This is a genomic window from Deltaproteobacteria bacterium, assembly GCA_016709225.1.
Taxonomy (GTDB): domain Bacteria; phylum Myxococcota_A; class Polyangia; order Nannocystales; family Nannocystaceae; genus Xiheibacterium; species Xiheibacterium phototrophicum.
Map to the genome: position 1 here is coordinate 2,010,795 of JADJEE010000002.1, position 23,502 is coordinate 2,034,296.

A 23,502-nucleotide genomic window follows, 5' to 3' on the forward strand; every position below is an offset into this window, starting at 1 on the left:
CAAGGGTGGTCGTGGACGGCTCGGCATCGACGCGCTCGTACGACTCGCGGTCAGTTGATGCGGACCTGCGCGCCCTTGATGCGATGGATGCCCTCGGCGGTGCTGTCGATCCGCTCGCCGTGCAGCACGATGGTACCGTCGGCGTGTAGCTCGATCGACGCATCGCCGCAGCGCAGCGTCAGCGAGGTGCCGGCGGCGATGTCGACGACGGGCGCGATCGGCTCGGGGCTCGCCGACGAAACCACCCGCTCGGCGATGGTCGACACCACCACCGGCGGCAGCTCGCGGTCGGGCTCGACCAGCACCAGCACCGCGACCCCCGGCGACAGGGCCGCGATCGGTGCGGTTGCGATCGCGACCCGGGCCGGCACCACGACCCCGGGAGCCAGCGCGATGTACAGGACGCCATCGGCGTCGACATGATCGACGCTCGCGGACACGAACGTCCCGCCTGCAGGTGCACGCACGTCGGGGCTGGCGGGAACCATGGACAACGGCTTCATCGTCCTGGCAAGGGTAGACACGCCGACGCGCCGACGCCAAGGCCATCGACCGCTCGACCGTGGGTGTTTAATGTGCGTCCGCGCGGCGGCGGGGCGTGTCACATTCGGCGGGCCGGTGCATCTACGCCCGTACCAGGACGCGGCCGTGGCCGCGGTGATCGCTGCGCGACACGGCGGCGTGCGGCGCATGGTTCTGGCGTTGCCGACCGGCGCCGGCAAGACGGTGATCTTCGCCGAGCTCATCCGTCGCGCCCGTCACGACGTGCTCGTGCTCGCGCACCGCGACGAGCTGGTGCAGCAGGCCCGCGAAAAGATCGCCCGGGCGCTGCGCGAAGGCGGCGACAACCGCCGCACGGTCGCGATCGAGCAAGGCGCCGCCAGTGCGGGCCGCGACGCGGCGGTGATCGTGGCCTCGATCCGCTCGCTCCACGACCGTCGCATCGGGCGGGCGCTCGCCGGTCGCGATCTCCGGCTGGTCATCTACGACGAGTGTCACCACGCGGTCGCCGACGACAACCGCCGCGTGCTCGAGCAGATCGGCGCGTTCGCGCCCGACTGGCCGGGCACGCTGGTGGGCTTCACCGCGACCACGCGTCGCGCCGATGGCCGCGGCCTCGACGAGGTCTTCGAGCGCATCGTGTACCACCAGTCGCTGCGTGACCTCATCGACGCGGGCTACCTGCGGCCGCTGCGGGGGGTTCGCATCGACACCGGGGTCGCGCTCGACGGTGTCGGCGTCCGCGGCGACGACCTCGACGACGAGGCGCTCGCCGAGGCCATCGACATCGAGCAGCGCAACCTTCTGGTCGCACGCAGCATCCAGGAGCTCGCCCGCGATCGCCGGACCATCGCGTTCTGCGTGACGGTGCGTCACGCCGAGCACCTGTGCGAGGCATTGGTGCGGCTGGGCGTGCCCGCGGGCATGGTCTGCGGCGAGATGCCGAGACCCGCGCGGGTGCGGACCCTGGCCCGCTTCCGTGAGGGCCGGCTGCGCGTCGTCACCAACGTCGGCGTGTTGACCGAGGGCTTCGACGATCCCGGCGTGTCGGCGATCGCGATGGTGCGACCGACCCGCTCGGAGGCGGTCTACCTGCAGTGCGTCGGCCGTGGCATGCGGCTGCACCCGGACGCGAGCGACTGCCTGGTGCTCGACTTCGTCGACCTCTCGGGGCTCACGCTCGTGACCACGCCGACGCTCGACGCCGGCCCCTCGCGCGCGCCACCCGAGCACGACGCATCCGCGCAGGACGAGGCCGGCGGCGCACCATGGCAGCCCCCGGTCGAGCAGATCGACGAGGTGCCTGCGACGCTTGGCGAGATCGAGGCGCGGCTGGCGAGCTTCGATCCGTTGACGCTCACGCAGCGCGAGGAATCGGCCGCGATCTCGGCCAACGCATGGCTGTCGCTGGGCGCGATGGGCATGATGCTGCACTTCATCGGCCACGACGGCGCGCTGCGGTGCTTCGAGCTGCGCCCGGCCGGCCGCACCGCCGCCACCGTGTGGCTCGGCGAGCGTCAGCTCGCGCGCTGCGCGAGCATGTACGCGGCGATCGAGGCGGTCGATCTCGAGCTGCCGCGCCATGGCGACCCCGCCAGCGCACGCGCGCACGCGCCTTGGCGGCGCGCGCCCGTCAGCGCGGTGCTGCGCGCCGAGCTCGAGACCCTGCGACCGCCGCGGATCGCCCACGACGTCGGCAGCGCGATCGCCCACCTCGCGCTGGCGCGCGCGCTCGCGGGCCAACGCCCGCGGCCACGCGCAGCCAAGTGATCCGCGGGCGTCGCCATCAGCCATCGAACGGCGGCGTCGGCGGCAGCGCGAAGTTCTTGGCCACCCGCGCGTCGTTGCGCAGGTTCAGTCGGAGCACGGTGTCGAAGTCGCGCAGCTCGTAGCTACCCGCGGCGGGAAAGTCCGCCGGGCGAAGCAACGCGAAGCCGGTGCGGTCGGTGAGATCGCGGCAGGTCGCCATGATGTCGCGCTTCACCGTCGCGCTCGCGACCGTGTGGCCGCCCTTGTCGAGATCGGGCTCGTCGACATCGCCGTTGGCGTCGCGGTTGACCTCCATCACCGAGTGGTAGACCTCGTGCAGCAGCGTGTTCGCGATCATGCGGGTCAACACCATCTGCATGATGTCCTTGAGTTCGTCGTTGGTGGGGTCGGCGAGGTAGGCCTTGACGACCACCTGCAGATCGTCGCTGAGCTTGATCTCCTCGGGGCACTGGTCGGCCGTGTGCTGCAGCGGCAGGCTGTGCATCTCGATCAGGCCGGGGTACAGCATGATCAGCTCATTGGGCGTATCAGGACCGTTGCTCGCGCTCTCGGGCGGGATGGTCTCGCCGAACATGGCGCTGCGCGCCGCGTTGGGATACCCGGCCAGCAGCACCGTCGTGTAGAGCACGTCGAAGTCACCGGGGTTGGCCTTCTTCTCGGGGTTCACCAGCGCGGCCGGGACCGTCTCGTGGAAGGGCCCGAGCTGCCAGATCGCGCGCAGGTTGTGGCCAGCGAGCGCGCCATGCAGGTTGCGGCACAGCCCGAAGTTCACCAACTCGCGCACCTCGGTGAGGATGGCGTCCTTCTCGGCGGTGAGCTGCAGCTGCGCGAGCACGGTGTCGAACGACGCGCCGCCGACGATGCCGCGGCCGCCGTCATTGCTCGCATACGCCAGCGTCGACTCGCGGATGACGAAGAACTGCGGCACGCCGAGCTTCATGCTCACCAGCTGCAGGACGCTGGTCTTGCTGGCGTCGTAGACCTTGAAGCCGAGCGTGGTGGTGCCGGGACGGCCGGCCACCAGCTTGGTGGTCGCCGACGCAGGGCTCATGATCGTCACCCGCGTCGCGTCGAGCGCATTCCACTCGAACACCGCGTCGGCGGGTGCGTTCGACAGCGCGACGGTGACCTCGGTCTCCCCCGAGATGTCGAAGTTCTCGGGGTGGAACGTGCGCGCCAAGGTGGTGCCCGCCAGCGAGATGCGCAGCGCGTCGGTCTGGCCGCGGATCTCGGTGCGCTCACCGTTGGGCTTCTCGCTGACGTAGCTGACGCCACTGCGGCTGACGGCGTCGATCAAGGTCTGCTCGTCGGCAACCGACTTGGGCTTGCCGGTGCTGCTGGTATCGAGCAGTGAGTTCTCGAGTTTCTTCTTGAGCGCCGTGGCCTCGTCGGGCGTCAGCGCACCGCTCTTGCGCAGCGCGTCGATCATCCGCACGCCCTCCTCGAACTTCGCGTGGTCGGGGTCCTTGGTGGGTGCCTCCTTGGTCGGGCCCGCGCCCATGTAGGCCGACAGCGCCTTCTCCTTGAGCTCGGCCTTCTTCTCCGGCGACAGCGAGGTGTCGCCATCGATGGCCGACAGCGCCTTGTCGAGCCGGCGCTCCATCGTCTTCTGCACCTCGAGCTTGGCGGCCTCCTGCCCGAACGACTTGGCGGCGTCGAGTGTGCCCTGCAGCGCCGCGGCGGCGTTGCGTTGGTTGCCCTCGAGGCCGGTGATGTCCTTGAAGAGTCCGCCCTGCCCGAGCAGGCCCAGCGTGGCCGCGAGCCCGGTGGGATCGGGGGCCGCGGGCGCGTTCTGGAAGCTGACGATCGGGGCCGGCAGCGCCTGCGGCTGCAGGTTGCCGGGGTCGGCGCGACGGCTGTCGGTGTTGACGGGCAGGATCGCCGTGGGGCTGTCCGGGATCGGCGACTCCTCCCAGCGCCAGAAGCGGCTGTCGTCGATCTTCTCGCAGGCGTTGCAGCTGCCCATCGCGGCCTCGGCGAACACGCCCTTGGTCGGCACCGCCACGCTGATCGGATCGGGGGAGGAGGTCATGTAGAAGTCGGTCAGCGACTGCTTGAGTCCGAAGTCGGGGTTCAAGTTCAGCCCCGGCGCGACCGGGAACACCAGGCTGTTGCCGACCACCGCGAGCAGCTCGTTCTCCACCAGAGACGCGAGGCTGCGCCCCTCGCCCTTGCCCTCGAGGATGATGCCGTCGAGCAGCATGAAGCGCCGCTCGGCCGTCATGTCGAGCCACAGCGCCTTGTGGTAGTGCTCGAGATGATCGTTCAGGTGAGCGATCAGCCGGTTGACCAGCGCGAGGTCCTCGCGGCGCGGATCCTTGAGTTCATCGCGTGTCGGGCCGGCGTAGATCGTCACGCCGTCGGTGGCGGTGAGGTCGTCGCCCAGGCTGCGGAAGTCGAACAGGAAGCCGTCGTAGTGCGCGGTCTTGTAGCGCATCGAGGCCGACTCGACCGTCATGTACGAGCCCTCGGGCAGGACGTCGCCGAGGTTCAGATCGACCCCGACCACGGGCAGCGACAAGATGCGGGTCTTGATCCGAAGGTAGAAGAACTTGTCGCGTGCGAACGCCGTGGGCTGGTTCAGCCGCAGGGTCACGCGCAGACGGCCGTTACGTGCGTAGCGAGAGGTCAGCGACGCGTCGATCGGCACGCTCCCGATCGCGTTGCCGGTGCTGTCCTCGACCACGAACGCCAGCGACTTCACGAACGCCCGCGCGATCTTCTCGCCGAGCATGCGATGGAAGACGCCGTCCTTGTCGGTGGCGTTCTCGAGGTAGTCGCGGTGGAACTCCTGCGGCGAGATGCCCTCGAGGAAGGGCTCGAGTCGCTTCCAATTGGCGACGATGATCCGCGAGACCTTCTTCTTGTGCCACACCGGCGGCATCGTGGCCGAGCCGCCGAACACCGGCGGCCGATCGGTGTCGTCGACCTCGACGATCTCGTCGAGCGGTCGCTGCAGCACGAAGCGGATGTCGAGCACGCCGGCGGCGCTCACGATGCTCTCCGACGCGAACGTGCCGGCGGGGAAGCCGGCGTCCTGCCACTGGTGCAGCACACGGAGCGTGGCCTCGAAGCCGGCGGCGAGCGAGCGATCCAACAGCGCGCGCTCCAGCGGTTCGCGCCAGCGGACGGCCTTGCGCGCGTCGAACGACGTCATCAGCAGCGGCACGAACACGACCTCGCGGGCGTCCGCGAAGCGCTGGCGCACCTTGAAGTGGCGCAGGACCTCGTAGTACTGGATCGTCAGTGCGTGGCAGTGGTTGTAGTTCGCGACGCTCTCGGAGGAGACCTCGAAGCGCTCGCCCTGCGACACCGTCTGGATCACGGTCGAACGCAGGCTCCGCACCGCGTTGGCCGACTGCACGATGCGGTCGCGCAGCTTCTGGCTGTCGGTCGACGACACCTGGCGGAAGCTGTCCTGAGATGCGCGGCTGCTCGAGGTGCCGAAGCCACCCGAGGCGCCGAACAGGATGCCGCCGAGGACCCCGCCGATGCCCGCCGACGCGCCGCCGGTGGTCGAGCGCGAGCTGCCGCGCAGGCCCTCGTTGACGGTGCCCTTGGCGATCTCGAGGATGTCGCGATCGCGACCGAGCGAGCTCTGCAGGCTCTCGTTGAAGTCGACGCTCTGCTCGTTGACCGCCGACTCGCGGCGCTCCCAGTCGAACACCACGATCTGCTTCTTCTGACCCGGCGCCAGCGGCAGGCTGTACAGCAGATCGCCGAGCGAGTAGCCATCGGCCAGCCACTCGGACTTGAAGTGCAGCAGGTGGCCGTGGGCGACCTCGATCGCCTGGTACAGCGTGGGTTGCTCGTCCCAGTCGACGGCCGCGCTCGCGCCGAGCACGACGCGCCCGAGCGGGCGGGGGCCGGGTGCGGTCTTGATCGACAGCGACCGCGTCAGCTCCGCGGCCTCGTTGGCGGCGAACAGTCGGGCGACGTTGTCCTTGGTGAGGGTCTTCTCGGTGCGCAGGAAGTCCGTGACCACGCTCTTGCGCAGCTTCACGCCGGCGATCGCTTCGTTGAACGCCACGTCGGCGTCCGCGTTCGCGGTGGCGGCCCGTGTCAGCACGCCGGGCCGCGAGAGCCCCAGCGGCGACGGTCGGGCGACGAACGGCAGCGACTTGATGGGCTCGAGCAGCTCGAAGACCGAGAACGGCAGCTTGCGCAGCACGTCCGCGAGGGTGATCTCGTCCTCGTCGGCGAGCACGAAGCCCTGGATCGCGGGCTCGGAGGTGCGCACGAGGCTGAAGAACGAGAACTCCTCGAGCACGCGCTTGTCGCCGAAGCGGTTGGCATCGCAGTGGCAGTCGGCGCCACCCGTGGCCTCGGCGGTGGGGGCCGACGCGGGGAACTCGGCCACCAGGATCACGCTGCGCGGGAACACCCGCCGCTCGCCGTCGTCGATGGGCTCGGGATCGGCATCGAGTCGGATCGGGATGGGGTTGTTGGCCAGCTCCAGCCCAACGTAGGCCGAGGCCTCGACGAACGCGCCGGTGGGGTAGTCGATCGAGAAGTAGCCGCCGGCCTCGGTGGTGACCGCGGCCAGCACGTCGAGATCGGCGGCGCCCTCGCGGCGACCGCTGAGGATGATCTGCACGCCGTCCATGCCGTGGGCACCGCGGCGATCGAGCAGGCGCCCGTAGGCGAAGGCCGGTCGCGATGGGGCCGACGGTGGCGCGGGGGTGGTGTCGGGATCGAGCGCCTCGTTGGCCGCGAACGCGAGCGAGAGCGAGAGGTCGGCGCGCTCGAGCGTGACGCTGCGCTGGGTCAGCACCCCGCCGCCCGCGGCTCGCTTGACCAGCACCAGCAGCTCGCCGCCCACGGTCGCGTCGTCGCCGAGGTCGAGCTCGGCGCTGGCCGCCTGGCCGCGCTTGGGCGACAGTGGCAGCTCCTGCGATCGGATCTGCGTGGCTCCGTCGCGGCCCACCGACCACGAGGCCTGTAGCACCACGTCGATCGCCGCTGCATCACCGGTGTTGGTCAGCTCGAACTTCGCCTTCATCGTCCGCCCCCGAGCGCGCCCCGGCGATCGCGTCCCACGGTCGTCGGCCCCATGCCGTCGACCCGCGGGTCCTCCGATCACGGGGTGATCGGGCCGGTGCTCGCCGGAGTAGGACCGGCGGATCCGCGATTCGATCAGCGCGCGCCGACGATCGCAACCGGAGGCGCAGGGACCACTGGCCGCATGGCCACGCGGGGGTCCGCGGGGTCCTGGTCACGCCGTCACTCGCACCCGAGCGCGCCACAGGGCGCCGCTCACGACCACCAACGCGACGCCCGTGGTCACATCGAAGGCGGCGTATGGCGTCAGCAGTAGGCCGAGCATCCCGCGCGCGACGAGCATCGTGCCGACGCCGAGCGTGAGCGCGAGCGCGTGGCTCGTCTGCGTCGGAAGCCATCGCAGTGCCGTGCGGAGGCACCACGCGATGAATAGTCCGGTGGTCGAGCTGTCGATCGCGTGCGCCAACACGGGACGACCGCGATCGGGTTCGAACGCGAGCGGGTGACAGTACATCACCAGCGGCGCGACCAGCATCGCGACCGCGAAGAGGACTTGCAGCACCAACGTGCTGGCGACGACGATGCGGAAGACGGAGGGACGCATGGTGCTCGCCCAGTGCAGGCGCCGTGCCGGGCGCTCCTCGCAGCGTGCATGCGGGCGAGACCTCGGGCGAGCGTCAGCCCGGCACGCGCAGCGCGTGCCGACGCGCCACTTCGTCAGCATCACCACGCGGCGTCCACCGGCATGGGCCATTCGACCGATGGCCGCAGTGCGGGTCGAGGTCTAGCTTGTCCCCGCGACCCGATGCCGACCGCCAACACCCTCGCCCCCTCCCTGCCGCGCAGTCGCGGCACCCTGGCCCTGTTGCTGTGGACGTGGTTCGCCAGCGGCTGCGCGACCGCGGCGATCCACGCCCCCGCGACCGCACCCAAGGCGACGCCGAGCAAGACCATCGTGCTGGTGCACGGCATGTTCATGGGCCCGTCGTGCTGGGCGCAGTGGGTGCCGCTGCTCGAGTCGAAGGGCTACCGCGTGCTGGCGCCGGCGTGGCCCGCCCACGACGGCACCGCAGCGCAGGCTCGCGCAGCCCATCCCGACCCGAAGCTCGCGGCGCTGGGGCTGCCCGACGTGCTCGCGCACTACCGCGGCATCCTGGCGACGCTCGACGAGAAGCCGATCTTGATCGGCCACTCGATGGGCGGCTTGGTGGTGCAGATCCTCTTGTCGGAGGGCCTCGCGAGCGCAGCGGTGGCGATCGATGCCGCGCCGCCCAAGGGCGTGTTCACGCTCGCCGGCCCGTTCCTCAAGAGCAACGGCCGCATCCTGCGAGGCTCACTCGACGAGCCGCTCGACATGGATCTCGAGCGCTTCGCCTACGTGTTCACCAACCAGCAGTCGCCCGCGGTGCAGCGCGCGGCGTGGGAGCAGCACGCGCGCCCCGAGTCGCGCCGACTCGGCCGCGACGCCACCAAGGCGGCCGGCCGCGTCGACTTCGGCGCACGTCGAGGACCCCTGCTGCTGTTCGGCGGCGAGCACGATCACGCGGTGCCACCGGTCATCGGTCGCAAGACCTTCCGACGCTATCGCAAGGCCGACGCGCTCACCGAGTACCGCGAGCTCGAGGGTGTCGATCACTGGCTCATCGGCAGCGACCGCTGGCGCGAGGTCGCCGACCTGACGCTGGCGTGGCTCGAGCGTCAGGGCACGTGAGCCGCGATCGTCACCAGCCCGTGCTCGATGGCGAACAACGCCGCCGCCGCCCGGGTCGAGACACCGATCTTCTCGTACGCATGCGCGAGGTGGTGGCCGACCGTGCGCGCCGAGATGCCCAGGCGCTGCGCGACCTCCTTGTTGGTGTCGCCGCGCGCGACCAGCTGTAGCACTTCGATCTCGCGCTCGGTCAGACCCGCCGGGCGCGCGCGCGCAGATGACGGGCCAACACCGAGGATCGCATCGACGACGCGGGCGTCGAGCTGGCCGCTGCGGACCTCGCCGCGCAGCATCGCGATCGCGGCCGTGTCGTCGAAGGCGGGCCGCTGGGGCCGCGCCGACCGCAACGCGCACCACACGTCGGCGGCCGCCAGCACCCGCGCCGCGACCCCGAGCGCAGCACCCTCGAGCCGCCTTGGATAGCCGGCACCGTCGCAGCGCTCGTGCGTGACCTCGGCGAGCGCGGCCTCGCTCGCCAACGACGGCGCGCGCGCGAGCAGGCGCTGCCCCCAGTACGCATGCAGGTGGATGCGTTCGCGCTCCGCGGCCGACAGCGGCGTCGACTTCTCCCACAAGGCGCACGGCAGCGCGACGCGCCCGAGATCGTGCAGCAGGGCCGCGCGCCGCAGGATCTCGATGTCCGCTGCGGCGATCCCCAGCGCAGCTGCGGCCCGGGTCGCGACCTCGGCGACCTGCGACGAGTGACCGAGCGTGTAGACCGAGTAGAGATCGGTGAAGTCGGCGAACGCCGCAATCACGTCGTCGACGCGGTGCGAGCTCTGCACCACCGGGAAGCGCGAGCCGATCGCGACGAATGCCGCCCACGCGCCTTCGCGCTCGAGCGGCGCGAGTAGCTCACGCGCGTGCGCGATGAAGACGTCGCACACGGCAGGCGCGAGCGCCTCGCCGCGGCGCTGCGCGACCGCGACGCTCGCGGCCTCGACACCACCGCGGTGCACCATCGACTCCGCGAAGTGGGCGACCTGCAGCACCGTGACCACCGGCTCGAGCTGGGTCTCGCGGAGCCGGGCCGGGCCGCCGCGGCCATCCCAGCGCTCGTGGATCTGCGCCAGCGCAGCGATCGCGCCCTCGCCGAGGCCGAGACGATCGCCGAAGCGACGCCCGACCTCGCACTGCGACGCGTACAGCGACTGCCGTGGCGCCTCGGGACCGATCGCCGCCGCGCTACCGACGAGCCATCGCCGCAGCGGCCCCGCCTCGGGCGCGATCGCGGCAGCGCCGGCGCGGAAGCGATCGGCGACGTCGCCGTAGTCGACCACCGCGAAGGCCTGTCGCGCGCGCAGGTCGTCGCCGAACAACGCGACCTCCTCGTGCGCGAACGACGAGCAGCCGATGTAGCGCAGCAGGGTCGCGTGGAAGACGTCGCGCTGCCGGGCACGGTCGAAATCCAGCGCCTGCGCCAGGCCGACCGCCAGCACGCACGCGCGCAGGGTCTTGTCGTCGTGGTGCCCGTTGGCGAGGTCGGTCGCCAGCGACAACGCCGCCAGTACACAGGTCCACTCGTCGACCTCGGCCGTCACGGACGACGTGATGTTACGCCAAAGCCCGCGACGCGGGCCGCGAACCCTTTCGCGGCCGCGTGGCTCCCATGCGGTTGGATGCTCGCCCGCACGATCCTCTTCGTCGTCCTCGGCGCCGCGCTCGGCTACGGCTACCACCGCCTGGTCGGCTGCCGCAGTGGCGCCTGTCTCATCACCGCCAACCCGTGGATCTCCACGCTGTGGGGCGCGATGATGGGGTTCTTCTTCGCGCCGCGCTAGCCATAGAGCAGCCAGCTCATCACGAGATTCAGCACGATGCACACCACCGCGCCGTGCACGATCGCGCGGTTGGTCGCGATGCCCACACCCTCGGCGCCGTCGCGCTTGGCCGCGCGGTAGCCGTGGAAGCAGGCGATGAGCGCGACGATCCAGCCGAACACCAGGCCCTTGAAGACCCCGACCAAGAGGTCCTCGAGGTGCACGAACTGGCTCAGCTGGCTCATGAAGGTGCCGCCATCGAGGCCCAGCTGCATCACCGCGCCGACGTAGCTGGCGCCGATGCCGATGACGTCGGCGTAGCCGCACAGCAGCGGCAGCGCGATCGAGACCGCCCACAACCGCGGCGCCACCAGGTGGCGCAGCGGATCGATGGACATCACCTCGAGCGCCTCGACCTGCTCGCTGATCTTCATGTTGGCGAGCGCCGCGGCGAGGTTGGCCCCGATGCGCGCGCCGCAGACCACCGCCGCCATCACCGGGTAGAGCTCGCGCACGCCACCAATGCCCGCGAACATGCCAAGGAAGTCCTGCCCACCGAAGCGCTCGAAGGTCGCGTACGACTGCACCGAGAGGTTCAGGCCCGCGAACACGGTGAGCATCGTCAGCAGCGCGACGCTGCCGACCCCGGCCTGGTAGGTCTGCTTGATGAGCTCGTTGCGCGGCGGCAGGTTGGTCAACTGCGCGACCAGGGCCCGCTCGGCGAACGCGAGGAACTCGAACAGCACCTTCACAGGCCGGCCCCCAGCAAGGCCATGCTGACCACGTAGTCGACCAGCAGAATGAGCACGATGGTCTGGGTGACGGTGTCGTTGGCGGCCTGACCGACCGCCTCCGCGCCGCCCTTGACCTTCATGCCGAGGTAGCCCGCCAGCAGCCCGACCGAGGTGCCGAACAGCACGCACTTGCCGAGCCCGACCCACAGATCCGCGGGCGTGACCTGGGCCGTGAGGTGCTCCATGAACGCGCCGTGGTCGACGCCGCCGAGCGGCACCGCGAACAACCACCCGCTGGCGACCCCGAGCACGTTGGTGAGCACGTTGAGCAGCGGGGTCACGACCGCACAGGCGATCACGCCCGGCACCACCACGAAGCGCATCGGGTCGACCGACATCACCGCCAGCGCGTCGATCTGCCCGCGCACGCGCATGGTGCCGATGCGCGCGGCGATCGACGAACCGGCCTGCGCCGCCACCATCACACTCGCGAGCGCGGGGCTGTACTCGCGGAAGATCGCGGTGCCGAGCAGCGAGCTCAGCATGCGGTCGAGCCCGAACATGCGGAAGATCTGCAGCCCCTGCAGCGAGATGACCGCGCCGACCGGCGCGACCGCGAGCCCGACGGGTATCAGGCACCGCAGCACCAGGATCCACATGATGCGCAGGGTCTCGCCGACGTAACGCGGTGAGGTCGCAGCCGTGCGCACGACGTCGCCGAAGAACGCCGCGATCGCACCGACGGTCGCGAACGGCTGCAACAGGCGCGCGACGAGGGCATTCATCCGAACAACCCCAGCTGCTGCGGTGAGCGGGCCGCATCGTCGCGCGGTGACCACGGCGGCGGCCGACGCTCACGCTCGAGCTGCAGCAGCCAGCGCTTGGTCGGCAAACCACCGCCGAAACCGACCAGCTCGCCGCCGGCTCCGATCACCCGGTGGCACGGCAGCACCAGTGGGATCGGGTTGCGCCCGTTGGCGCGGCCGACCGCCCGCGCGCCGCCACGATCGCCGACCTTCTCGGCGAGCTGCGCGTAGCTGCTCGTGGTGCCGTAGGGGATCTCGGCGAGCGCGGCCCACACCCGCTGCTCGAAATCGGTGCCGAGTGGGCGCACGTCGATGGTGAACTCGCGCCGACGACCGGCGAGGTACTCGCGCAGCTCGGTGCGAGCCTTGGTGCGCGCACGGGTCTCGATGCGCAGCACCGCGTGGTGGCGCCGGGCGTACTCGGCGAGGCCGGCCGCGGTCGCCGCCAGCGCGACGTAGACCAGGCGATCGTCCTGGTCGAGCGCGAGCAGCAACGGCACTGCGCCGTGGCGGAGTCGATCGACGCGCCACTGCGGGCGGGCGGTTGCAGGCTTGGCGCGCGCCATCTTGACCTGCATGGTTGTACCGGAAGTCGGACCGGCATGGGCCGATCGAGCGGCCCGCGACGGGACCACCCGCGCCGCGGACGGTCCGCTCCGCCGCCCTCGCGTCCGTGGGCTTCAAGCGCGTCGCTTTGCTGGCCGATGCCCGGCCCACGTGTCCTGCGCGGCCGCCAGCACGCCGGGTTCGATTGCCCTGGGCACCACGCCCGCGCTCGCGCTCGTGTGGGGACTCGGCAGCGGCCGCCGTGTGCGCGAGCTGCTGCGGCAAGGACTGCACGTCGAGGTGCTCGCGCTCGACGTCGACCCCGAGCGCCCCGAGCTCGCGACGGCGATCGTCAGCGCGTGCCCACGCTTGCGCGACGCGCTGGTGCACGGGCGGCTACGCGTGATCGTGGGTTCGCCGGCCGAGCTCGGCGCACGACTACAGACGCTGTCCGGCGATCGCGTGGACGTGCACGTCGACCTCGCAGCGTTGTCCGCCGTACCCGAACCGGCGCGTGCGCTCGCACGCACGGTCGAACGACTGCACCTCGAGCAGCTCGATCTCCAACGCTTCGCGAGTCGCATGCGCCGGAACCTCCGCGACAACCTCGATGCCATCACCGGCGCTGGTGGTGTGGACTTCTGGCACGGCGCTGCGGTGGGTCAGCCGGTGTTCGTCCTCGCTGCAGGGCCGAGCGCGCGGGCAGCGATGCCGATGCTGCATGCCGCCAGCCGCCGTGGTCCCGTGGTGGCAGTCGACACCGCGCTGCCGCTGTGCCGCGAGTTCGAGGTGCCGATCGACGTGCTGGTGAGCGTGGATCCCCATCCCGAGAGCGCGGTTCATCTGCAGCGCGGTTGTGACGGCGTCGGGACGCTGGCCTTCCAGCCGTTTTGCGCCCCCGCCGTGGTCGACGCGATCCGCCCCCGCGTGCTGGGCCTGCCGCGTGGCGACGCGCTGTGCGATCGCGCAGCCGTGGCACTCGGGCTGCCGAGCTTCCACGTCGCCGGCACCGTGCTGCTGTTCGCGCTGCAGATCGCCGAGCTGCTCGGCGCAGCGCCGGTGGTGCTGGTCGGAGCCGACTTCGCCCACCTCGGCGGCCGCACCCACGCCGAGGGCACCGCGACGTCACGGGTCGTCGAGGCGGCGGGTTGTTTCGTCCGCAACGCCAACGGCGACGCGGTGGCCAGCTCGTCGTCGCTTCGCCGCTTCCATGCAGAGGTCGAGCACTACGTGACGCAGATGAACAGGCCGGTCTGGCACGTCGACGCCGGCGGCGCTGCGATCGCTGGCTGCCGATCCCTCACGTTGCCCGAGCTCACCCGCTGGTGCGAGGCACTGCCTCGGCGCAGCACGTCGCTGCCGACGCCGCCGGACCCTGCGCCGGACGAACATCGCCGTCGCATCGCGATCTGGGACGAGCTGCTGCGAAACTTCGACGGCGCCTAGGTTGCGGCGACGATGACGCACACACCGGCGTCACACTGCGGCGCGCCACCGCATCATCGCGCCGGTGAGCGCGCCCGAGATGTCCGCGTAGGCGCCATCCAACGAGGTCACCGCGCCGGCCTTGTCACCACGCAGAACCAGCCGCACCACCGCGGCCGCCGACTTGTGGAAGTCGGCATGTAGCGCGTGGACCTTCGCGTAGTGCTCGTTCTTGCTCGCAGCGTCACCGGCAAGTCCCTCGAGCCACTTGCCGAATTCGCATGCGTCGCAGCGCTCGACGATCTCGGGCTTGGTATCGAAGGTGCCCTTCCCGATGGCCTCGCGCAGGCGAGCCTTCCACAGGCCATGGGCACCGACCGCCTTCGTGATGTGATCCTTGGCGTCGCTCATCTGCGCGCCCCATCGGCCGCATGCAGCACCGCCTTGAGACCGTCGCCTTCGCCGGGTCGTCGGCTTGGGCCGTCGGCTTCGGCCATCGGCTTGGGTCGACGACGGCCCGACGACGGGCCGCTCACCGCGCACGCACGCAGCGAAGTTGACGGCCACGAGCGGCTCGCGCGAGCATTCGAGCAGATGCGCCTGCGAGTCGCTCGGGTCGCCGTCCCCGTGATGGGCGGATGGCTCGCGTTCGTCGCCGCAAGCGGCGGCTGCCGCTCGGCCGAGGCGGTGCCGGCCGGCTCGGTCGCGGCCGCGCAGGCGGTCGCGGCCGAGGGCGGCGCAGCGCCGGCGCCTGCGGCCGCAGACGAGCCCGCCGAGGTCCCGTTGGTGCCGCTCATGGGCAAGGCCGTGCTGGAGGCCCGCGCGCACGCGCAACGCAGTGCGCTCGGCGAGGGCATGCCGCTGTTCGAGGACGAGCGCGGGCAGCCGGTGCCGTGGATCGCACCGCAGGTCGCGATCGCGGACGAGCCCGCCTTCGATGGCGACCTGCTCGACTCGCTGCAGGGTTCGTCGGGCCTCGGTGGTACCGCGGCCGACGAGGGCCCGCGACCCAATGGCAACATCCTCGGGCTGTTCGAGCCGATCGAGGCCGGCGAGACCGCGCCGCTGCGCCACTTCCACCAGGCCCTGCGCGCGCTCGAGCACGGCGACGATCGCAAGGTCCGCGTCATGCTGGTCGGGGCCTCGCACACCGAGGCGGACATCTATCCCCAGTACATCCGCAGCTACCTTCAGGAGCGCTTCGGCGACGGCGGCCACGGTTTCGTGCTGCCGGCGGCGCCGTGGCGCGGCTACGGTCACGTCGACGTCAGCGTCGATGGGCTGCAGCACTGGCGCACCGAACACGCGCAACGTCGCGACGCCCGCGACGACGGTCGCTATGGTCTGCTCGGCGCCAGCATCTCGAGCCGCAGCGATCGCGCCTACGGTCGCGTGATCCAACACGCGGGCGTGCTCGGCTCGCGCTACGAGCTGTGGTTCGTCGCTCAGCCGCGCGGCGGCAGTGTCGATGTGATCGCCGATGGGCGCACGATCGCGACCGTGCGGACCGCCGCCCGGCACGTCGGCCCCGGCTACCACGCGTTCGAGCTGCCCGAGTCGGAGCACACCATCGAGGTGCGCGTGCGCGGTGACGGCGAGGTCCGCCTGACCGGGCTGGTGATCGAGCGCGACGATCCTGGCGTGGTGGTCGACACGCTTGGAATCCGCGGCACGCGGGCCGCCAACGCCCTCGCATGGGATCGCGCGCTGTGGAGCGACAACGTCCGCCATCGCGCACCGGACCTGTTCGTGCTCGCGTTCGGCACCAACGAGGCCACCGATGTCACGCAAGACATCGCCACCTACGAGGCCAACCTGCGCGAGGTCGTGCAGCGCTATCGCGCGGCCGCGCCACAGGCCAGCTGCGTGCTGGTCGGGCCCGGCGACTTCCCGCAGGCCAGCGGCGGCACGCTGATCCCGCGGCCGCGACTGTCGCAGATCATCGAGGTGCAGTCGCGGGTCTCGACCGAGCTCGGCTGCGGCTTCTGGGACATGCAGGCCTTCATGGGCGGGGAGCTCTCGATGGTGCAGTGGGTCCGCGCCGCGCCTGCGATGGCCCAGCCCGACTACATCCATCTGTCGCGCCGCGGCTACGTGCGCATGGGCATGGCGCTGGTCGACGCGTTGATGGGCGAGCTCGACGGCGACGATCCGCTGCACGGACGCACGCCGCCGCGCTGACCCGCCACATGAGAGGCACGCGAGGGCCCGCCACGCACCCTTGCGACGGGCCCTCGTCGTTCATCGGCCGGAGTCGCGGCCGCCGGACTCACGCTGCGCGACGGTTGCGACGCAGGCGCCAGGCACCGATGCCCACGAGCACCAGCATGCCGAACGGCAGGCCGTCGCTGGGGTCGACGATCGAGCACGAGAGGTCGGCATCGCCGTCGCCGTCGAGGTCGGCGCCCTCGTCGTCATCGTCGCCACCGCTGACCCCCACGTCGACGTCGACGCTCACGTCGAGCTCGATCTCGAAGGCGGCCTTCAGTTCGGCTGCGCAGGCCTCGAGGTCGCCCGAGGTGGCGAGGAAGTGGCCGTCGCAGAAGATCGCAGCGCCGGTGGTCTCGCACTCCTCGTTGCACTCCTGCACCACCGTGTCGGTGCAGCTCTCGAACTGCTGGGTCTGGCAGTCGATCTGGCAGTCGAGGTTCGCCTTGGCCTCGCACGAGCCGGTGCACGCCGTGGTGCAGACCGGCTCACAGTCGGTCGAGGTCGACGCCTCGCACTCGGCGTCACAGCTCGCGGCACAGCACGCCGAGCCGGACTCGCCACACTGGCCGTCGGTCGAACCGCACGCGCCGCTCACCGAGCCGCCGCAGTCGGCCATGCACGACGCCGAGCAGTCGATGGTCACCGTGTCGGTGCACTGCGTGGTGCAGCTCTCTTCGCACGACGCCTGACAGTCCACCTCGGTGGTGAGATTGCAGCTCTCCGAGCAAGTCTCGTAGAGACGGGTCGCGCAGGTGCGCTCGACCGACGCCGGCTCGCAGCGGGTCTCGCACGACTCCTTGGGCACGACCTCGCAGCGGCCGGCAGCATCGGCGTCGAGCCAGATGCCGCCGCAGGCCTCGAGGTGCTTGGCACTGGCCTCGCCCGCGAAGCCGAGCACGGCGATCGCAGCAACGCAGGAAACGGTGAGGGGGATGTGGCGCAGGGGCATGTCATCGGCATGAGCAACGCCCATGCCACGTGACTGCGGCGTGCGGCGACATCCGATCGACGTGGGCTGCGATACCGACGTCCGCGCGAACGTGCACCCGCACGCGTGCGCGCGCGCTCGCCGTGCGAATCGAGGGCGTGCTCGCGGTCCGAGGGGCGCGAGCGCCTCGCTAGGGGCGCCTCGGCCCCACCGCGCGAAGGACCGAGCGTCCGCCGTTTTACGGGTCGACGTCGACGCGGCCCGCGATGGCCTCGGCGATCTCGCGCGACCACGCCTCGAGATCGTCGAACGCGTGGGCGGGCCGCTTGGGAAACGCCTTGCACAGCGACGCGCGTAGGCGCTCGCGCGCGAGCTCGAGGCGAGAGCGCGCGGCGCTGGCCGAGATGCCCAGCGTCGCGCCGAGCTCGTCCGACGTGAAGCCCTCCCAGTAGTGCAGCTCGATCGCGATCTGCTGATCGACGGGGAGGACCTGCAGCGCTCGCAGGAGGCGCTGCCGCTGGTGCAGCCGCGTGCTGCCCACCGCGCCGAGATCGGCAATCGAGGTCATCGGCGCATCGCCCGGTCCTCGGCGTCGGCGCAGCTCCTCGCGCAGGACGTTGCGAGCGATCCCGAACAGAAAGGGTCGAACCATCACGTCGTCGCGACGATCGCGGAGGAAGCGGGCAAACACCTCCTGCGTGAGGTCCTCCGCGCTCCCCGGCAGCTTGCTGCGAAAGAAGCGGAGCACTCCGGGCGCGTGACGGCGGAACAGCGCACGACCGGCCCGCTCGTCGCCAGCGTTCCAGCGCTGACGCAGGGTGGCATCGTCGTCCCCCTGGGACACGCTGCAGGCTAACACGCGAGCGTCTATGCTGGTGGGGATGGGCGACCTCGGCACGCCGGTCACCCTGGGCGTCTTGGAGCACGCGCTGTTCGAGAGCGCGCCGCCGGTCACCCTTGGTCGCTTCGAGATCCTGCGCCAGCTCGGGCGCGGCGGCATGGCCGTGGTGTGGCTCGCACGCGATCCCGAGCTCAAGCGCGAGGTCGCCATCAAGGTCCACCGCGGCGGTCGGACCGAGCTCGGGCAGTCGCGACTGCGTCGCGAAGCCGAGTCGCTCGCGCGTCTGCGCCACCGCAACGTGGTCGGCGTGTACGAGGTCGGCCGCACCGACGACGGCGAGGTCTTCGTGGTGATGGAGCACCTCACGGGCCCGACCCTGCGGCAGTGGATCGAGCGCGAGCGCCCCGAGCGGACCGCGATCGTGGCGCTGATGATCCGCTGCGCACGGGGGCTGCAGGCCGCCCACGACGCCGGCCTCGTGCACCGCGACTTCAAGCCCGACAACGTCGTCATCGACGGCGATGGCGAACCGCGGATCATCGACTTCGGGATCGCCAGCGCCGATCATCCCCATGGTCTCGAGACACCGGCGTCGAGCGACGACCCCGCGGCCGACACCGACGCTGCGCTGGCAGGGACCCCGCGCTACATGGCGCCCGAGCTGTGGAGCGGCGCCGCGCCGAGTCCGAGCTCCGATCAATTCGCGTTCGCGGTCGCGTTGTTCGAAGCGCTGGTCGGTGCTGCGCCGTTCGACACGCGGACCTGCCTGCCGCGACCGCGACGGCCGCAGCGGATCCCGCGGCGACTGTGGCCGCTCGTCGAGCGCGCGTTGGACCCGATGCCGTCGATGCGATGGCCCTCGCTCGGTGCGCTCGCCGAGCGCCTCGCAAGCGCGAACCGACCACGGCGCGCGTGGGTGGGTGGCGCCGCCGTGGTGGGCGCGGTGGTCGCGAGCGTGGGCGCGGGCGCGCTCTGGCGCAGCGAGCCCCACGGCCAGATCGCGGCGCCGAAGGACCCGTGCACGCCGGGGCACGACTACCTGACCGGCGACCACACGTGGTCGATGGAGACCGGCCACCACGCGTCAGGCCGGCTCGTGCTCGAGCTGCCCGCCGGCCCGCCGCGCTTCGTCAGCGCACGGCTCGACGGGCCCGCGATCTCGCTGCGCGACCGGGCGCTGGTGTTCGAGCTCGAGCAGCTGCCGCGCGCATCGACCAGCCACGAGGTCTTCCTCGGCGTCCGCAACGGCGAGGACGAGGCCTTCTCGATCCTCGTGTGGGGTGGGCAGTGGGTGTTCCCGATGGCCCCCAACACCCACGGACTCGCGCTCGAGATCGACCGCACCCGCGACCGCTACTTCCGCATCCAGATCCGCGATCAAACCGCGCTCCCCGACGCGATCGCCTTCGAGGTCTCGTCCGACGGCCGCACGTGGACCCCGATCGCGCAAGTCGAGGGCAACGTGGCACGGGCCCAGCTCTCGCTCGTGGTCGGCTCGCACGATCCGATCGCCGCCGACGATGCGGTGACGATCCGCAGCATCCGCTGCGTCGATCTGGCGCCGTTGGGGCCGCTCGCGCCCGAGCGCGATCGAGCTCGCATCGAGGGTGGCGAGCCTCGACTCGACCACCTCGAGTGATCACGGCGGCGACAGCAGCGACGCGTCGGGCCCCGGCCCCTGTAGCGCGGCGAGGAACGCCACCAGATCGGCCTCGTCGTCGGCGTCCAGCGGTAGCGGTGCGAGCTCGTTGGTGCCGGGGAAGCCGCCGGGATCACCACCGCGGACGTGGAAGTGCACGACTTCGTCGAGGCTCGACATGTGCCCGGTGTGCATGAACGACGGATGCTCGGCGATGCAGCGCAGGCTCGGGGTCTTGAACGCGCCGAGCATCGCGGGGTCGATCACCGCCGGCAGCCGGCCGTCGTCGCCGTCGGCGTAGCTGCCGTGCACGCCGAGCGGGTCCTCCTGCGCGGCCGCGAGGTCGACGCTGGCGCCGAAGTCGTCGAGATCCACGAACACGGTCGCCACCGTCTGCGGCACCAGCCCGACGTTGTGGAACCCGAAGTCGGTGAGCATCGGACCGCCGTGGCAGCGGTCGCAGTCGCCCTGCGACACGAACGCGATCGCACCGCGGACCTCGGCGGGCGAGAGCGCGGCGGCGTCACCGTCGAGCCAGGCGTCGAACCGCGATGCGCCGCATCGCAGCCGCCGCAGGTAGGCGCCGAGCGCCTTGCCGGCGTTCACCACCGCCCGCGTGACGGCCTCGCGATCCTCGGGTGCGAGACCGTCGTAGACGCCACCGTCACCGGGGCGACCCGGACACGCCGTGGCATCGAGCGACGCACAGCCGTTGTCCTGTGCGTCGAGCGTGCCGAACCGCAGCGGGTCGGCAAAGTCGGGCATCGGCCCGAAGAGCGCCTCGTACGCCGCGCGGTGATGGAGCCCGAGCTGCTTGGCGACGTACAAGCGCGACGAGTTGAACTCGCGCGCATTCTCGATCGCTCCGAACGCGACGTTGTAGAGCGCGTCACGACGCCCACCCCACCCCAGCAGCGAGGCGAAGCCGACCTCGAGCAGCCCAGGCGTGCGACGCAGCACCCACCCGGCGGCCAGCGAGATCTGCTGGTGCGGGCTACGGGTGTCGACGAAGCCGTCGGTCGGCACGTGACAGCTCGCGCACGCGACCCGGTGGACCTCGCCGTCGAGGCCGAGGGTGCCGGACGATCCGTCGTTGTCGCCGTCGAGCAGCGGACCCGAGAACCGCGGATCGAAGAACAGCGCCTGCCCCAACGCCGCGGCCGCGTCGTCGTCGGCCCACGCGTTGCTGACGTCGGGCGGCGGTGGAGCGTCGGTGTACCGCAGCGCGAGCAGGCGCGCCCACTGCTCTTCGCTGGGCACCGGCACCTCGTCGCCACCGCTGCCGGAGCTGCTGCCCGAAGCTTCGCTGGCGGTGCCGTCGACCGCCGCGCTCGTGGCCGCGGTCGAGCTCGAAGCATCCGACGAACCGGACGACGACGACGACGCCGACATCGTCGTCGCGACCGCCGGGCCGTCCCCGCAGCCGACCAGCAGCGCGAAGCAGAGCTCAGGGAAGGCTCGTCGCACAGGGCAACCTCGTGTGATCCCAGGCCGGCGCCGACAGTCCGCTCGAGAAGCCGAAGTTGTCGACATGACGACGCGTCTGCGTGAGTTGGTACTCGCGCAGGAAGTCGAGGTAGTCGGTGCCCACCACCGGCTCGTCGACCCCCGAGTGGTAGAGCGTATCGCCGTACGTCACCGTCACCTCCCCGGCGGGCAGCAGCCCGTCGTACTCGACGCAGCCGTGCGGTTGCCCATCGATGAAGGCATACGCACGATCGCTGCTGACCCACAGGTCCAGCCGCGTGCGCACGCCGGAGCCGGTGAGGTCCGAGACGAACGGCTGCGCCGGCCACGGCGCATCGGAGAAATCCTCGTGCTGCGTCGGGAACAGCGGACACTGATCGTTCACGTCCCAGTACCGGTGATCGCAGCGCTGGATCTCGAGCCCGGTGGCCCAGGCCCCGAAGGTCTGCAGGTTGATGGTCACGGCGTCGGCCATGTTGTCCTGCACCGGCGCGGGCGCGCTGGAGACCCACAGCTGCGGATAGCGACGGCCGGTCGAGAACAGATCGACCTCGACGGTGGCGTGCACGAAGCTGTCCGTGCCGACCTGGCCGGTCGTCTTCGGCGTGAGCCGGAACTTGCCGTTGGTATCCGAGGCCCAGTCGGCGTAGCTCACCCACAGCTCACCCATCACGCTGTCGACCGACCACGCCTCGGGCTCGAGCGAGTAGAAGGTCGCGGTCAGCCGTTCGTTCTCGAGGTAGAGGTCCCAGCCGCCGTGGCTCTCGAGATCGACCTGGGCCAGACCGAGCGGATCGTCGAACGTCTCGAGCACGTCGAACGACTCGGTCGCGCCGATCTGCGGGCACACATACGAGCGTGCGATCGGCTGCGGCGAGCTGGCAGGATCGTGCTGACCGTTCACGAACACCTCGCCGGTCGGCGAGGCCGCGCGCACGTCGTCGATGGTGACGAAGGCCTGCGCGTTGCCGGTGGGCGCGACCGCATCGGCGGCGAGGTGGCCCTGGAACGGGCAACCGGCGTCGAGGGCCTCGACCACGAGCACCTGATCGGGCTGCAGATCAGGCCAGTCGAGTCGCCAAAGCGGCTGCTGCCCCTCGAGGGAATCGCGTCGCAGTCGCGACGCGCCGGCCGAGAGCACGTCGTGCGCGATGCCACCGCAGGGCACCATCCAGAAGCGATGCAGCGGCACCGTGCCCTCGGCGGGTGCGTCGAGCACGGCAAACACGGGCTCGCCCGCGCCGCGTGCGGCGAGCTCGGCCTCGGACGACCAGTACATCCAAGGCTCCCCGTCGGTGGCGGCGTGGACCTGACGTGCGGCGTCGCTCGCGGTCCAGAACGCGACGCCGTCGTCGCGCCAGCCCTGGTCGAGCAGCGCCTCGCGTTCGTCGGCGTCGGCGGTGTAGCGCAGCGAACGGGTGTTGGCCGTGCGCCCGCCGAAACACTGACCGTCGTGGTCGGCCGCCGGGCTGCCCAGCCGGTACACCGGCACGCGATCGGGCCCGTCGAGCGTGTACACGTGCCCGAGGATCGCGTCGTCGTCGACGCGGGTGTAGCCGGCGAGCTCGCCCGTGCTCTGCACATCGACCGTGAGGTAGCCGTTCTGAGAGTAGGGGAGATCGATCGCAGGTCGGTCACCGGCACAGCGATAGATCGCGTCCTGCACGTGGAGCCCATTTGCATCGTCCACCGCGTCGGCGCTGGGCAGCACGTACACGCGATAGTCCAGCGCGTCGTCGACCGGCTCGAAGCGCAGCTCGACGCCGCGCCCACGGACGATGCCGGTGACCGCGGCCAGCTCGGGCAAGCTCCCCAGCGGCGACTCGATGGTCACGCCGTCGCAATCCACATCGACGGGCCCACCCGTGGTGTCACCGCTGGTGTCGTCGCCGGTGGAGTCCACACCGCCCTCGCTGCCCGCGCTGGCCGTCGCGTCGGTGCCCGTCGCATCGGCGGTGCCGCTGCCCGGGCCCGTGCCGGCCGTCGTCGCGGCCCCCGACGACTCGCCCGAGGCGCCGCTCGGGCCGTCGTCGCCGCAGCCCGGGGGCAGCAGCAGGCCGAGGCCACACATCAGGGTCGCACCGAAGCTCCGCGCACGAACGGTCACGAACGTGTGCATGACCGCCCGGCCGTCGACTGTCCGAAAAAACTGGAGCGCGAGA

The 23,502-nt window shown here is 71.1% G+C and carries 18 protein-coding genes; 6 read left to right on the forward strand and 12 right to left on the reverse strand.

Annotation, left to right across the window (positions count from 1 at the left end):
* Nucleotides 1-50 precede the first annotated feature (50 nt).
* Nucleotides 51-503, reverse strand: coding sequence for a hypothetical protein (locus tag IPH07_22500; protein MBK6920188.1), 453 nt, complete (start codon nt 501-503; stop codon nt 51-53).
* On the opposite strand from IPH07_22500, the gene IPH07_22505 reads away from it, so the two are divergent.
* Nucleotides 487-2,271 carry a DEAD/DEAH box helicase gene (locus IPH07_22505; protein ID MBK6920189.1) on the forward strand — a complete coding sequence of 595 codons (1,785 nt, stop codon included), beginning with the start codon at nt 487-489 and terminating at the stop codon, nt 2,269-2,271. The genes IPH07_22500 and IPH07_22505 overlap by 17 nt on opposite strands.
* A gap of 16 nt (nt 2,272-2,287) precedes the next feature.
* Here the strand turns inward: IPH07_22505 and IPH07_22510 are convergent, their stop codons facing one another.
* Together IPH07_22510 and IPH07_22515 are read right to left on the reverse strand one after the other, a co-directional pair.
* Nucleotides 2,288-7,273 (reverse strand): hypothetical protein, encoded by a 4,986-nt coding sequence (locus tag IPH07_22510; protein ID MBK6920190.1) that lies wholly within the window; start codon nt 7,271-7,273, stop codon nt 2,288-2,290.
* A gap of 213 nt (nt 7,274-7,486) precedes the next feature.
* Nucleotides 7,487-7,876: a hypothetical protein gene (locus IPH07_22515; protein MBK6920191.1), complete on the reverse strand. Its 390-nt coding sequence runs from the start codon at nt 7,874-7,876 to the stop codon at nt 7,487-7,489.
* A 201-nt stretch (nt 7,877-8,077) separates the two neighbouring features.
* Here IPH07_22515 and IPH07_22520 point away from each other — a divergent pair, with 201 nt between their 5' ends.
* Complete coding sequence (locus IPH07_22520; protein MBK6920192.1) at nt 8,078-8,983, forward strand: alpha/beta fold hydrolase; 906 nt, start codon at nt 8,078-8,080, stop codon at nt 8,981-8,983.
* On the opposite strand, the gene IPH07_22525 is transcribed toward IPH07_22520, so the two are convergent.
* Complete coding sequence (locus IPH07_22525; GenBank protein ID MBK6920193.1) at nt 8,971-10,524, reverse strand: HD domain-containing protein; 1,554 nt, start codon at nt 10,522-10,524, stop codon at nt 8,971-8,973. The genes IPH07_22520 and IPH07_22525 overlap by 13 nt on opposite strands.
* A 78-nt stretch (nt 10,525-10,602) precedes the next feature.
* Between IPH07_22525 and IPH07_22530 the strand changes: the two genes are divergently transcribed.
* Nucleotides 10,603-10,764, forward strand: a complete 162-nt coding sequence (locus IPH07_22530) for a YtxH domain-containing protein (protein MBK6920194.1) — start codon at nt 10,603-10,605, stop codon at nt 10,762-10,764.
* Here IPH07_22530 and IPH07_22535 read toward each other — a convergent pair.
* Genes IPH07_22535 through IPH07_22545 form a run of 3 tightly spaced genes read right to left on the reverse strand, consistent with a single transcriptional unit; the run spans nt 10,761 to nt 12,849 of the window.
* Entirely contained in the window at nt 10,761-11,495 is a 735-nt protein-coding gene (locus IPH07_22535; GenBank protein ID MBK6920195.1) for an ABC transporter permease, read from the reverse strand. The two genes, IPH07_22530 and IPH07_22535, sit on opposite strands and share 4 nt — an antisense overlap.
* Entirely contained in the window at nt 11,492-12,262 is a 771-nt protein-coding gene (locus IPH07_22540) for an ABC transporter permease (GenBank protein MBK6920196.1), read from the reverse strand. Before IPH07_22540 ends, IPH07_22535 begins: the two co-directional genes overlap by 4 nt.
* Nucleotides 12,259-12,849, reverse strand: coding sequence for a methylated-DNA--[protein]-cysteine S-methyltransferase (locus tag IPH07_22545; protein ID MBK6920197.1), 591 nt, complete (start codon nt 12,847-12,849; stop codon nt 12,259-12,261). Before IPH07_22545 ends, IPH07_22540 begins: the two co-directional genes overlap by 4 nt.
* A gap of 151 nt (nt 12,850-13,000) precedes the next feature.
* On the opposite strand from IPH07_22545, the gene IPH07_22550 reads away from it, so the two are divergent.
* Nucleotides 13,001-14,275 (forward strand): DUF115 domain-containing protein, encoded by a 1,275-nt coding sequence (locus IPH07_22550; GenBank protein ID MBK6920198.1) that lies wholly within the window; start codon nt 13,001-13,003, stop codon nt 14,273-14,275.
* A gap of 30 nt (nt 14,276-14,305) precedes the next feature.
* On the opposite strand, the gene IPH07_22555 is transcribed toward IPH07_22550, so the two are convergent.
* Nucleotides 14,306-14,665, reverse strand: a complete 360-nt coding sequence (locus IPH07_22555) for a CZB domain-containing protein (GenBank protein ID MBK6920199.1) — start codon at nt 14,663-14,665, stop codon at nt 14,306-14,308.
* 183 nt (nt 14,666-14,848) lie between these two features.
* Here IPH07_22555 and IPH07_22560 point away from each other — a divergent pair, with 183 nt between their 5' ends.
* Nucleotides 14,849-16,435, forward strand: coding sequence for a hypothetical protein (locus IPH07_22560; GenBank protein MBK6920200.1), 1,587 nt, complete (start codon nt 14,849-14,851; stop codon nt 16,433-16,435).
* An 88-nt stretch (nt 16,436-16,523) separates the two neighbouring features.
* Here the strand turns inward: IPH07_22560 and IPH07_22565 are convergent, their stop codons facing one another.
* Both IPH07_22565 and IPH07_22570 read right to left on the reverse strand, forming a co-directional pair.
* Nucleotides 16,524-17,414, reverse strand: coding sequence for a hypothetical protein (locus IPH07_22565; protein ID MBK6920201.1), 891 nt, complete (start codon nt 17,412-17,414; stop codon nt 16,524-16,526).
* A 217-nt stretch (nt 17,415-17,631) separates the two neighbouring features.
* Nucleotides 17,632-18,237 carry an RNA polymerase sigma factor gene (locus IPH07_22570; protein ID MBK6920202.1) on the reverse strand — a complete coding sequence of 202 codons (606 nt, stop codon included), beginning with the start codon at nt 18,235-18,237 and terminating at the stop codon, nt 17,632-17,634.
* Nucleotides 18,238-18,274: 37 nt separating this feature from the next.
* On the opposite strand from IPH07_22570, the gene IPH07_22575 reads away from it, so the two are divergent.
* Nucleotides 18,275-19,873, forward strand: coding sequence for a serine/threonine protein kinase (locus IPH07_22575; protein ID MBK6920203.1), 1,599 nt, complete (start codon nt 18,275-18,277; stop codon nt 19,871-19,873).
* Here IPH07_22575 and IPH07_22580 read toward each other — a convergent pair whose 3' ends face one another.
* Together IPH07_22580 and IPH07_22585 are read right to left on the reverse strand one after the other, a co-directional pair.
* Nucleotides 19,874-21,340 (reverse strand): hypothetical protein, encoded by a 1,467-nt coding sequence (locus tag IPH07_22580; GenBank protein ID MBK6920204.1) that lies wholly within the window; start codon nt 21,338-21,340, stop codon nt 19,874-19,876. It lies immediately after the preceding gene.
* A complete protein-coding gene (locus IPH07_22585) occupies nt 21,321-23,447 on the reverse strand; it encodes a hypothetical protein (GenBank protein MBK6920205.1) in 2,127 nt (708 codons plus the stop codon). The genes IPH07_22580 and IPH07_22585 overlap by 20 nt, the downstream gene beginning before the upstream one ends.
* Nucleotides 23,448-23,502: the final 55 nt, after the last annotated feature.

What these genes read in the sequence shown, in the direction of transcription:
- IPH07_22505 (MBK6920189.1), top strand. Translation starts at nt 487, where the DNA reads ATGGACAACGGCTTCATCGTCCTGGCAAGGGTAGACACGCCGACGCGC.
- IPH07_22500 (MBK6920188.1), bottom strand. Translation starts at nt 503, where the DNA reads ATGAAGCCGTTGTCCATGGTTCCCGCCAGCCCCGACGTGCGTGCACCT.
- IPH07_22510 (MBK6920190.1), bottom strand. Translation starts at nt 7,273, where the DNA reads ATGAAGGCGAAGTTCGAGCTGACCAACACCGGTGATGCAGCGGCGATC.
- IPH07_22515 (MBK6920191.1), bottom strand. Translation starts at nt 7,876, where the DNA reads ATGCGTCCCTCCGTCTTCCGCATCGTCGTCGCCAGCACGTTGGTGCTG.
- IPH07_22520 (MBK6920192.1), top strand. Translation starts at nt 8,078, where the DNA reads ATGCCGACCGCCAACACCCTCGCCCCCTCCCTGCCGCGCAGTCGCGGC.
- IPH07_22530 (MBK6920194.1), top strand. Translation starts at nt 10,603, where the DNA reads ATGCTCGCCCGCACGATCCTCTTCGTCGTCCTCGGCGCCGCGCTCGGC.
- IPH07_22540 (MBK6920196.1), bottom strand. Translation starts at nt 12,262, where the DNA reads ATGAATGCCCTCGTCGCGCGCCTGTTGCAGCCGTTCGCGACCGTCGGT.
- IPH07_22545 (MBK6920197.1), bottom strand. Translation starts at nt 12,849, where the DNA reads ATGGCGCGCGCCAAGCCTGCAACCGCCCGCCCGCAGTGGCGCGTCGAT.
- IPH07_22555 (MBK6920199.1), bottom strand. Translation starts at nt 14,665, where the DNA reads ATGAGCGACGCCAAGGATCACATCACGAAGGCGGTCGGTGCCCATGGC.
- IPH07_22560 (MBK6920200.1), top strand. Translation starts at nt 14,849, where the DNA reads ATGCGCCTGCGAGTCGCTCGGGTCGCCGTCCCCGTGATGGGCGGATGG.
- IPH07_22565 (MBK6920201.1), bottom strand. Translation starts at nt 17,414, where the DNA reads ATGCCCCTGCGCCACATCCCCCTCACCGTTTCCTGCGTTGCTGCGATC.
- IPH07_22575 (MBK6920203.1), top strand. Translation starts at nt 18,275, where the DNA reads ATGGGCGACCTCGGCACGCCGGTCACCCTGGGCGTCTTGGAGCACGCG.